The organism is Paenibacillus sp. J22R232 (assembly GCF_056269165.1).
The window spans coordinates 1-11,084 of record NZ_JBWDNK010000028.1 but is presented as its reverse complement, the minus strand read 5'-3'; the positions used below and the strand labels follow the sequence as shown (position 1 = coordinate 11,084).

Below are 11,084 nucleotides of genomic sequence, written 5' to 3'. Positions count from 1 at the left end.
CAGCATATAAAGGGAGGAACAGAAAAATGTTTAAGTTTAAAAAGAGCTCTTTCGTAATGACAACGGTGTTAGCGGTAGGTCTTCTTCTATCTGCCTGCGGCGGCAATGCAGCTAACAACAATAACGGAGGAAATGCCCCAACCAATGCGGGAACGGAGACTACAGCTCCGGCAGCAGACGACAAAGGATCAGACAAAAAGATCGTGCTAGGCTTCTCGCAAATCGGTGCGGAGAGCGGCTGGCGGGATGCTGAAACGCAATCCATCAAGGACACATTCGGCAGCGACGCGCAGTTCGAGCTGAAGTTCTCCGATGCCCAGCAAAAGCAAGAGAACCAAATCAAAGCCATTCGTACGTTCATCTCTCAAAAAGTAGATGCGATCGCTCTTGCGCCAGTCGTTGAATCCGGCTGGGAAACCGTGCTAGAAGAAGCGAAAGCGGCTAACATCCCTGTATTTCTGCTTGACCGTACCGTAAAAGTGAGCGATGAGTCGCTGTACACTTCATTCATCGGCTCCGATTTCGTGCTTGAAGGTCAAAACGCGGCTAAAACGATGATGGAGCTGCTTGGGCAAGACAAGAAAGTAAACATCGTTGAGCTTCAGGGAACGGTTGGCGCGAGCGCTGCCAATGATCGCCAAAAGGGCTTCCAAGAAATCGTTGACGGCAACCCTAACTACAAAATCATCAAATCTCAGACCGGTGACTTTACGCGTGCAAAGGGCAAAGAGGTTATGGAAGCTTTCCTGAAATCTGACGGCAAAAATATTCAAGCGGTTTACGCACATAACGATGACATGGCGCTTGGTGCCATTCAAGCGATTGAAGAATACGGCTTAAAGCCGGGAACTGACATTTTCGTCGTATCGGTAGACGGCATCAAACCAGCTTTTGAAGCCATTCGCGACGGTAAGCTGAATGTTACTGTTGAGTGCAACCCATTGCTGGGGCCACAGCTGAAACAAGCAATCCTTGATTTCAAAGAAGGCAAAACGTTGGAAAAATGGATTAAATCGGACGAGGACGTATACTTCGGTCAAAAAGCAATCGATGCATTGCCGAACCGTCTCTACTAAACTCGAATGCCATACATTGCAAAGGGGCTAAAGCCCCTTTGCAATTTGTTGTTTCCCACCCCGAAAAGTCGAGATATACTGAGATTAAAAAGAAATAGGTGAGAATGTGTTTGCAGGAATCAACCGCTTGGAGATTATCCAACGATTTCAAAATCGAAGTATTAGGTTCAAGCTTCTCATTTATTTCGTCATTATTATATTATTGTCGATCGTTACGTTAAGCGCAGTAGGCACCGGTGTTTATAAGCGCTCCATTGAAGATACGACGAATGAGCATACGATTCAAATGATGAAGCAGGTTAAGAAAAACATCGTGTATTATTTCGACGAAATGGAAAATATTTTGGCTTATGTTGCAAATGACAATAACGTGATGGCTTTTTTCAATGAAGGGTTGGATACCGATCTTGACGGTACAGGTGCGCGCAAGGCAGACATTGAAAAAGTGATTGCGATGTACGAGAGCAGGCATTCGGAAATTGCGGGCCTTCTCATCGTTAATAGAAATGATCAATATGTAAGCAACAGGCTGGAGAGAGTCATCCGTGATCCGTTAACCTCAGAGAGCTGGTATAAGGAAGCGATAAGCAACCCCGACGAGCTGTTGCTGATCAGCAAGCCAATTGGCAGAAATATTAAATCGGAATACAATTACAGTGCCGATCAAGTGCTGTCTTTCGTAAAGGCGATTAAGGATCCGCGCACGAATGAGGTTTTGGGCGTCATTTTGCTGGATATGGAGCTCACTATTTTCCAAACGACGATCGAGTCGGTTTCTTTAGGAAAAAGCGGATTTGTTTATATCACCGATTCACATGGAGGAATCGTGTATTCCCCGGTCAATTTGATCGTTTACAGAATCGACAACGACTGGTTGGAAAGCGGTTACACCCGCATGGAAAAGAAAATAAACAATCGAACCTTTCAGATTATGCAGGATCGGTTCGAGCGAACGAATTGGAAAATCGTCAGCGTGTTTCCGCTGGATGAGTCAAAGTCGGTCGTGATCAAATGGCAGCTCTATACCGTTATCGTCGTGCTGCTTACGATTATCCTGGCTATTATCGTCTCTTGGTTTTTCACAAATTCGATCATCAAGCCGGTCCGCAAGCTTAGGCGCATCATGCAGCGCGTGGAGGAGGGTGAGCTCCATCTAAGGTTCAAGGGCGGATCAAAGGATGAAATCGGCCAGCTGGGCGACAGCTTCAATAAGATGGTCCAGGAAATTGAGCAATTAATCCATATGGTCTATACCGAGCAGAAAGAGAAACGGGAAGCGGAGCTCAAGGTTCTGCAAGAGCAGATCAAGCCGCATTTTCTTTACAATACGCTCGACACGATCCAGTGGATGGCACAGGACAGAGGGGCGGACGATATCGTTGAAATTATTATCGCGCTCACTAATCTGTTTCGAATCGGCCTTAGCAAGGGCAACGAAATGATATTTCTCGAGGATGAAATCAAGCATGTGAACAGCTATCTGATTATTCAAATGATGCGCTACGAGAGTAAGATCAGCTACGAGATTCAAGAAATACCCGAGCATTTGAAATACAATCGCTTATTGAAGCTGATCCTTCAGCCGCTCGTCGAGAATGCAATCTACCATGGCATCAAAATGAAAAAGGGCAAAGGGCATATTCGCATTGAAACGGCGATTATTGACCAGCATCTCGTATTGTCCGTTATTGATAGCGGGCAAGGCATCAAGCAGGAGCAGTTGGAGCTTCTTGAACAGGGCTTGAAGGATTCGGGCAATCCGGAGCATAAGAACGGCTTTGGGCTGTTCAATGTCAATGAGCGCATTCGTTTGACGTACGGCGCTTCCTACGGCATTGAGGTGCAAAGCGAATATGGCAAAGGGACGAGGGTCAATGTATATTTGCCGTTAAACAATGATTGAGGCGGGAAGGGCTTCTTACTCATAGAAGGAGGAGAACGGCATGTGGAAGTTAGTCATCGCGGATGATGAGCCAAGAATAAGAAGAGGTCTGATGCAGGTGCTGCCCTGGGAAGAGATGGGCATTGAGGTGGTTGGAGAAGCAGAGGACGGGATCGAGGCGCTTGAGGTTGCAAGGTCCACGAAGCCGGATCTCATATTTGTCGATATTAACATGCCGTTTCTGGATGGACTGGCTTTTGTCGAGCAGCTGCAGCTTGAGCATAAGTGCCTGGTCGTCGTGATCACCGGCTATGATGAATTTACATATGCGCAGAAAGCAGTGAAGCTGAGCGTTTTTGATTATATTCTAAAGCCTGTAGTCAAATCTCAGCTGAAGGAACTGATTGAACGCGCGGTTATTGAACTGGAGAAAAACAAAATAAAAGAGGAATACCAAGCGTTTACGAGCAAGCAGCTTCAGAATAATTCCATGCTGATAAGGGATAACTTTTTGCGCAGGTGGATGAGCGGATTATGGGAGCCGGGCGAGGTTGAGGAAAATATTGAATACTTGAAGCTTCCCATCAACGCGTCGACCCGGCTCGCTGTTTTCAAGGTTGTACAAAGCACGAACGTCGGTGCAGTGAAGAAGGAATGGGGCAAGGATTTACTCGAATTTGCCTCCCGAAACATTATAGAGGATATACTGGCGGCCAGCGGCGAGCATGTCGTATTGGAGGACGAACGGGGATATATGGTCATCTTCTCGCCGATAGCGGATGAGAGCGAATGGATCGCGCAATGCATGGCCATTCAGACGAAATTCGAAGAAATATTGGCGCGTATGGTTATTTATTCGGACAAGGTGCTAAGTGACGGCTTCCTTCACGCTGACCGTGTCTATAACGAGCTTGTGAAAGGCATTAATGCAAAGGGCAGCTTGTCGCCCGTCGTTCTGCTTGCGAAGAAGTTCGTCGAGCAGGCCTATGCGATGCCGAACCTTTCCCTGCAGGAGGTTGCGGATCAGGTGAGGGTAAGTCCAACCTATCTAAGCAAGCTGTTGAAGAAGGAGATCGGTGCTTCGTTCATTGATTATTTGACGGACGTACGAATCAAGCATGCGGTTCTGCTTATGAACGATACTAGCTATAAGGTTTATGAAATTGCCGAAAAGGTCGGTTATAACAGCCAGCATTACTTCAGCAACGCTTTCAAGAAAAAAACAGGCGTTTCTCCCAACTCCTATCGCAAAGGAAGCTGGACATGAAGGAAGCAAGGTACAAGATTTTATTTTTTTTCATCGCGTTTATGGCTCTGTTAAGCTTGTATTCCTGCAGCAATCAGACAGCAACCATACAAGACGAAGGAGTCAAATACCTCATCGGGGTCTCGCAGCCCAATTTAAACGAGCCGTGGCGCGTGGTGCTGAATGACGAGATCAAGCGCGATGCAGGCGCATATCCGGATCTGCGCGTTATTTTTACCGACGGAGGCAATGATAGCAAGCAGCAGGAAGAAGATTTACATAAGCTGATGGGGTACGGCATTGATTTGCTCATTATTTCGCTCGATGATCCGATTCTGCTGACGCCTACGATAACCGAAATCTATGAAAAAATTCCGGTTATCGTGCTGGGCCGAGGCGTAACGGGTTATGATTATACGTTGTATATTGGGACAGATAACCGTCTCATCGGCAGCAAGGCGGCGGGATATGCGAAGCAACTGCTTGAAGCAGGGGATAACCGGATCGTCGAGATTCTGGGGCTCAAGGGCTCGCCGACGGTTGATGAGCGAAGCGAAGGCTTCCGCGAAGCGCTAACTGACCGCAAAGATATCGTAATTGCGGAATCGCTGTATGCGGATTGGCAGCGCGATAAATCAGAAGATTTGCTTTTGAAAACGCTGGAGAAGGACACGGACATCGACCTCATCTTTGCCCATAATGACGCGATGGCATTAGGTGCATCTATTGCATTGAAGAAAAAAGGGATAACAGATGTCAAAATTATTGGCGTAGACGGCGTTAAGGGTGAAAACGGCGGTTTGAATCTCGTTAAGGACGGCACGCTCACCGGTACCTTTACCAGTCCGACTGGCGGCGGCGAGGCCATTCGATATGCATTCGACATTCTCAATAAAGAAAAGGGAATTCCCAAGAAAATTATTCTGAGGAGCCATCCGATCACGAAGGACAACGTACATGTATTCGCTGAGCGGGAATTGCCCGCACTGAATAAGCCGGTTAGGCAAATAACCGAAGCCGCGCCTATAAAGATTGGATTCGCGCAGGTTGGTTTGGAGAGCGGCTGGAGGCTGGCGCATACCAATTCCGTTATTCATGCAGCCAAAGAGGAAGGAATCGAGCTGCTTTACGACAATGCGCTCCAGCAGCAGGATAAGCAAATCGAATCGATTAGGAAATTCATCGCGATGAAAGTGGATTTTATCGTGTTTTCACCTTTGGTGAAGACAGGCTGGGACGCGGTGCTGCGGGAGGCAAAACAAGCGGGGATACCTGTTATTCTCTCAGACCGCGAAGTGAAAGTAAACGATGACTCTTTGTGGACCGCCTACATCGGCTCGGATTTCGTAGAGGAAGGCAGGCGGGCGGCCCGATGGCTCACGCAAGAAATGGAAGGAAGCTCCGATCAGGTGAATATCGTGGAGCTTCAAGGCACAAAGGATTCCGATCCCGCCGTGGGACGGAAGGTTGGATTTGAAGAGATTATTCAAGATGAGCCGGGCTACCGGATCGTGCAATCTTTGCAGGGCGACTTTACGTTGGAGAACGGAAAGCAGCTTATGCTTGAAGCGCTTGCTCAACGCGGCGAAGACATCGATGTCGTATACTCCCATAATGATGATATGGCTCTTGGAGCGATTCAGGCGATTGAGCAATACGGACTGAAGCCGGGCAAAGATATCAAAATCATTTCGGTAGACGCGACCAGGGCTGCTTTGAAAGCGCTGGGTACCGGCAAATTAAACTTTGTCGTCGAGTGCAATCCGCTGCTTGGACCGCAACTGATGAAAGCCGTGAAAGATTATATGGCCGGAAAAGAGCTCCCGATGAAAATCATTACCTCGGAAGGGGTATTCACCCAGGATACGGCGAAGCGCGCGTTGTCAAGACGGGAATATTAATGAGTATGGTTGCTATAGGCTGCTTTAGCCATAGGCGGGTTGACAAGCTGCTCTTCACAGAGGGACAATAAAGAAATGTTATCCAAATGAGAAGAGGCGATATAAATGTCATCCTTGATCCAGAGAATCAAACGGATTGCTGCAGGATTTGATGCAGATACGCTGAGATCCATTGAGATAGAACCGCTATTGATTGAAGCAGGAGCGATCAATGAGGTTGCTCCTTATTTGAAGGAGAAAAACTATGCAAGGGTTATCATAGCAGCAGACGCCATCACATACGAGGTTGCTGGCAGGACATTGGAGGAGGCGATTGCGGCGCTGGGCATGTCCGAGCAGGTCACGATCGTCAAGCCGACCCCGCAGGGTGATGTCATCGCCGACGAAGCTTCGATCGTACAGCTTTTGCTCGATATCCAGCTCAAGAAAGCACAGGTTGTCATTGCAGCCGGCTCGGGGACGCTGCATGATATTTCCCGCTATGCGGCGTATACGGCAGGCATTCCTTTCTTATCTGTACCAACCGCGCCTTCGGTCGACGGTTTTAACTCCAAGGGTGCTCCCATTATTATCCGCGGCGAGAAGAAGACGATTGCGGCGATCGGACCGGACGCCATATTTGCGGATTTGGACATTTTGTCGAAAGCGCCATCTGCAATGGTAGCTGCTGGCTTTGGGGACATGCTGGGCAAATATACGTCATTGTTTGATTGGCGCTTTGGCGCATCGGAGGGCGGCGAGCCTTATTCCGAGGTGGTAGCCGAAATTACGCGTATTGCGCTTCAAAATTGCACTATGCATGTGGAGCAAATCGCCAGCCGGAATCAAGCAGGCATTCGCATATTATTAGAGGCATTGATCGAATCGGGACTTGCGATGCTGCTATTCGGTCAATCGCATTCCGCTTCCGGCGCCGAGCATCATTTGTCGCACTATTGGGAGATGGAATATATTCGCTTAGGCAAAAGACAGCTTCTCCATGGGGCTAAGGTTGGCGTCGCCTGTGCGGAGATTTCGAAGCTGTATCACCGTCTTGCGGCAGAGGAAGGCGGACTTGCCTTTACGGCTCAACCCGAGCAAGTGCGCGAAGCGATCGCCGGCCTGCCGGATGAGACGCAAATTAGGGCATGGCTTACGCAGGTAGGCGGACCGGCAACGACGGAAGAGCTTGGCATTGACTCCGAGCTTCTCATGCGTAGCCTGCAGGAAGCCGATCAGGTTCGACCGAACCGGTATACGCTGCTCCGCGTGTTAAACGGCGTTTAGGCGCAGCATAAGAGGCTTTCTTGAAGGTTGGTTTTGGACATTTCAGCTTCCGCTCGTTACGTCAATAGGAATGCAAAGACCTCTTTACGTCAATAGGATTGCAAAAAACCTTCAGCTCCACGCTTATAGTGGTGCTGAAGGTTTTTTCGTGCATTGTGGCACGGTCTACATATAAATCGCATTCATGGGGCAGCCCCCGTATATTTTGTTTCCGAACCGAGGAACCGCACAATTAGAAGTTAAAGTTATCCGGATCGGGCCCAAAGCGCTGATTGCGGTTAAGCCCGCTAATTAGGGCAACTTCTTCGTCGGTTAATGCAAAGTCGAAAATATCCGCATTTTCTTGCTGGCGTACGGGATTGACCGATTTCGGGATCGTAACGACCTCGTTCTGAAGATCCCACCTAAGCACAACTTGTGCGGGGGATTTGTCATATTTGGCGCCAATCTCAGCGAGAACGCTTTGATCTAGATTTCCTTGCATGAGCGGGCTCCAGGCCATGAGCTGGATATTGCTGCTTTTTGCAAAGTCGTGAAGCTCCGTTTGCGTGAGAAGCGGGTGGTACTCGACCTGGTTAACCATCGGCACGAATTCGCCTGCAGTGATAACGTCCCGCAAATGATGAATTTGGAAGTTGCTCACGCCAATTGCGCGGACAAAGCCGTCTCTGTACAGCTTCTCAAGCGCGCGCCAGGTTTCCGTGTACTTGTCCTTGACAGGCCAGTGAATGAGGAGCAAGTCCACGACGTCGAGGCCGAGCTTGCGTCTGCTGTCCTCGAAAGCGGTCAGCGTGGACTCGTAGCCTTGATGAGCGTTCCATATTTTTGTCGTAACAAAAATATCATCTCTAGCAATTCCGCTGTTTCGGATGCCGGCGCCTACGCCTGATTCATTGTTGTAGGCCGCAGCCGTATCAATGCTTCTGTAGCCGGCTTCGATCGCCGAGGCAACCGAGCGTTCTGCTTCTCCGTCATCCTTTACCTTCCAAACACCTAGTCCAAGCCATGGCATTTTTACGCCGTTGCTAAGTATCGTTGATTCGGTTCGTGCTTGCGACATGCTGAAGCAGCCTCCTTTATAGTGACAATTCTAAAATTGCTTTGACGTCTTGTTTTTCTAGGCGCTTGAATGACCCGATTGCACCGTAACGAACGGCTTCCTCAGCCATACGGTCGAGCTTTTCGCTACCGATCTCGAAGTCGGCTAGACGCGATTCTGCTCCGATTCGCGTGAAGAAGTCGCGCGTTGCTTGAATGCCTTCCAGCGCAATCTCTTGATCCGATTTGCCTGCGGGATCCACTCCCCATACCCGTGTCGCGTATTGCACAAAGCGATCGATCCGTTCTTCATGAACGTATTTCATCCAGTTCGGGAAAATAACAGCCAGTCCTGCACCGTGCGGAATATCATATATCGCACTTACTTCATGCTCGATGCCGTGGGATGCCCAGTCATTCGCCATCCCTACGCTGATCATTCCGCCGTTCAATGCCATCGTGCCGCTCCACATCAGGTTGGCGCGAGCCGCAGCATGCTCAGGGTTCTCCAGAGCGAGCTCTACATTCTCGATAACCGTCTGCAGGATGGATTCGCAGAAGCGCTCCTGCAGCGGCGTATTTTCCGTTAAGCTGAAATATTGCTCGAATACATGCGACATGATATCAACGGCGCCGTTAACGGTGTGGTTGCGCGGAACCGTGTAGGTAAGCGTTGGGTCAAGAATCGAAAATTTAGGATAAGTGTGCGAACTGCCGAAAGCACGCTTCAAATTCTCTTCCCAGTTGGTTACGACGGAGGAACCGTTCATTTCCGAACCCGTTGCGGCTAGCGTGAGAATCGTACCGATCGGAAGAGCTTTTTCGATTACGGCCTTACCCGTAAAGAAGTCCCACACGTCTCCTTCGTAAGGGACGCCCGCGGCAATCGCTTTGGCGGCGTCGATTACGCTTCCTCCGCCTACTGCTAGAATGAAATCAACGGATTGTTCGCGGCAAATTGCAATTCCCTTGTTTACCGTGCTTAGGCGAGGGTTCGGTTCAATATTTGGAAGCTCATGCACGGTTACGCCCGCATCTTGCAGCAGACTGACCGTATTATCGTACAAGCCTGTTTTTTTCACGCTTCCCGATCCATATACAAGCAGCACCGTTTTGCCATGCTTCGCAGTTAGTTGGCCTACTTGATTGGCAGTGCCTTCTCCGAAAACAATATGAGTCGGGTTAACAAATTGAAATGAGTTCATGCCGTACCTCCTATGTTTGTTTGGGTAACTAAATAGGTAACTAAATATCCTTTTGGTTATGTATACGCCGTTTATTTTAGTGAAATCCGTTTCTATTGTCAAGTTTATCGGAAACTAAGCATTGAAAGGATAACTTTTTAGTTATATAATGGTTGGCAATTAGACAGAAGCAAAGGGGTACAAGCATGCAAGTTGAGGTAAGCAGCCGCAATATCAAATTTCTGGAGTGCCTTTCATCATTAACGAGGGTCAAAATGATCGAAATGCTCGGTGTCCAGCCGATGAATATAAAAAGCCTGTCCGAAGCGCTAGACATAAAGTCTCCCATTGTAACGAGGCATATACATATGCTGGAGGAAGCAGGCATCGTTCGTTGCGAAAGCGTACCTGGCAAGCGCGGCATGCAAAAAATATGCCATCTCCAGCTCACCCAAACGATGCTGCTTTTCAAGAGCTCGCCCGCTATTGATGAAGCGAAGCGTTATGAGGTCTCGCTGCCCGTAGGCCATTATTCTTCTTATCAAATCAAACCAACCTGCGGGCTGGCTTCCGACATGCAAATGATCGGGATGTGCGACGATCCGCGGTATTTTGCCGATCCGGAGCATGTGCAGGCGAAGGTGCTATGGTTTGGCTCAGGGTTCGTGGAATATCGGATTCCGAATTACATGGTGAATAACGAAACGCCGGAATCTTTGGAAATATCGATGGAAATATGCTCGGAGACGCCATGCAGCGTCAATCATTTGCCATCGGATATCGCATTTACGATTAACGGAGTAAACGTCGGGGTATGGACCTATCCCGGTGATTTTGGCAGCACGAGGGGCTTATATACGCCGGAGTGGTGGCACAAAAACATCCAGCACGGGTTAATTAAGACGATTCGCGTTAATCGGCTCGGTTCGTTCATAGATGGCATTCAGGTATCGAATGTGACAATCGACCAGCTAATGCTGGCTTACGACAAACAAATTTTATTCCGCATTTCTTGCAGCGCGACTGCCAAAAACTGCGGCGGCGTCACCTTGTTCGGCAAGGGCTTCGGCAATTACAACCAGGATATCGAGGTCATTCTTCGCTGCCAGTGAACGGAGATGAGGCGCTCCTTTAGACCGGGCAGTTCGTGCTCGTTCGTTAGGCAAGCTTTAGCGATTTGCAAGCAATAGAACATTAATAAGAAATTAGAGATAACGTAAGCGATAGGGCATTAGTAAGAAATTAGAGATTACGTAAGCGATAGGCATTAGTAAGAAATTAGAGCTTACATAAGCGATAGGCATTAGTAAGAAATTAGAGGTTACGTAAGCAATAGAGATTACGAAAGCTATAGAGCATAAGGAAAAGTCAACCTACAAGTTGATATGCTCCCCTTTAGGTAGACAGGTGAAATAATAAAAACCTGTTTATCAAGGGGAGTTTTTTCATGTCTCAAATAAATGAGTACTGCGGGGAAGAGAAATTAGCCAT

Annotated in this window: 8 protein-coding genes; 6 read left to right on the top strand and 2 right to left on the bottom strand. The window is 48.4% G+C overall.

What is annotated here, in order from left to right; translation table 11 throughout:
- The first annotated feature begins 26 nt into the window (after positions 1 to 26).
- From AC0YN3_RS32360 to AC0YN3_RS32340, 5 genes are all read left to right on the top strand, one after another.
- Entirely contained in the window at positions 27 to 1,076 is a 1,050-nt protein-coding gene (locus AC0YN3_RS32360) for an ABC transporter substrate-binding protein (protein WP_475778943.1), read from the top strand.
- Between the two features lie 127 nt (positions 1,077 to 1,203).
- Positions 1,204 to 2,979: a cache domain-containing sensor histidine kinase gene (locus AC0YN3_RS32355; protein WP_475778942.1), complete on the top strand. Its 1,776-nt coding sequence runs from the start codon at positions 1,204 to 1,206 to the stop codon at positions 2,977 to 2,979.
- 40 nt (positions 2,980 to 3,019) lie between these two features.
- On the top strand, positions 3,020 to 4,225 hold the full coding sequence (locus AC0YN3_RS32350) for a response regulator (RefSeq protein WP_475778941.1): 1,206 nt from the start codon (positions 3,020 to 3,022) through the stop codon (positions 4,223 to 4,225).
- Entirely contained in the window at positions 4,222 to 6,105 is a 1,884-nt protein-coding gene (locus tag AC0YN3_RS32345) for a substrate-binding domain-containing protein (RefSeq protein ID WP_475778940.1), read from the top strand. The genes AC0YN3_RS32350 and AC0YN3_RS32345 overlap by 4 nt, the downstream gene beginning before the upstream one ends.
- 105 nt (positions 6,106 to 6,210) lie before the next feature.
- Positions 6,211 to 7,371: a sn-glycerol-1-phosphate dehydrogenase gene (locus tag AC0YN3_RS32340; protein WP_475778939.1), complete on the top strand. Its 1,161-nt coding sequence runs from the start codon at positions 6,211 to 6,213 to the stop codon at positions 7,369 to 7,371.
- Between the two features lie 232 nt (positions 7,372 to 7,603).
- Here the strand turns inward: AC0YN3_RS32340 and AC0YN3_RS32335 are convergent, their stop codons facing one another.
- Both AC0YN3_RS32335 and AC0YN3_RS32330 read right to left on the bottom strand, forming a co-directional pair.
- On the bottom strand, positions 7,604 to 8,431 hold the full coding sequence (locus AC0YN3_RS32335) for an aldo/keto reductase (RefSeq protein ID WP_475778938.1): 828 nt from the start codon (positions 8,429 to 8,431) through the stop codon (positions 7,604 to 7,606).
- A 16-nt stretch (positions 8,432 to 8,447) separates the two neighbouring features.
- Positions 8,448 to 9,614 carry an iron-containing alcohol dehydrogenase gene (locus AC0YN3_RS32330; RefSeq protein ID WP_475778937.1) on the bottom strand — a complete coding sequence of 389 codons (1,167 nt, stop codon included), beginning with the start codon at positions 9,612 to 9,614 and terminating at the stop codon, positions 8,448 to 8,450.
- 185 nt (positions 9,615 to 9,799) lie between these two features.
- On the opposite strand from AC0YN3_RS32330, the gene AC0YN3_RS32325 reads away from it, so the two are divergent.
- Positions 9,800 to 10,705 carry an ArsR/SmtB family transcription factor gene (locus AC0YN3_RS32325; protein WP_475778936.1) on the top strand — a complete coding sequence of 302 codons (906 nt, stop codon included), beginning with the start codon at positions 9,800 to 9,802 and terminating at the stop codon, positions 10,703 to 10,705.
- Positions 10,706 to 11,084 lie beyond the last annotated feature (379 nt).

Excerpts from the sequence above, each read along its gene's own strand:
- AC0YN3_RS32360 (WP_475778943.1), top strand. The coding sequence starts at position 27 with ATGTTTAAGTTTAAAAAGAGCTCTTTCGTAATGACAACGGTGTTAGCG.
- AC0YN3_RS32350 (WP_475778941.1), top strand. The coding sequence starts at position 3,020 with ATGTGGAAGTTAGTCATCGCGGATGATGAGCCAAGAATAAGAAGAGGT.
- AC0YN3_RS32345 (WP_475778940.1), top strand. The coding sequence starts at position 4,222 with ATGAAGGAAGCAAGGTACAAGATTTTATTTTTTTTCATCGCGTTTATG.
- AC0YN3_RS32340 (WP_475778939.1), top strand. The coding sequence starts at position 6,211 with ATGTCATCCTTGATCCAGAGAATCAAACGGATTGCTGCAGGATTTGAT.
- AC0YN3_RS32335 (WP_475778938.1), bottom strand. The coding sequence starts at position 8,431 with ATGTCGCAAGCACGAACCGAATCAACGATACTTAGCAACGGCGTAAAA.
- AC0YN3_RS32330 (WP_475778937.1), bottom strand. The coding sequence starts at position 9,614 with ATGAACTCATTTCAATTTGTTAACCCGACTCATATTGTTTTCGGAGAA.
- AC0YN3_RS32325 (WP_475778936.1), top strand. The coding sequence starts at position 9,800 with ATGCAAGTTGAGGTAAGCAGCCGCAATATCAAATTTCTGGAGTGCCTT.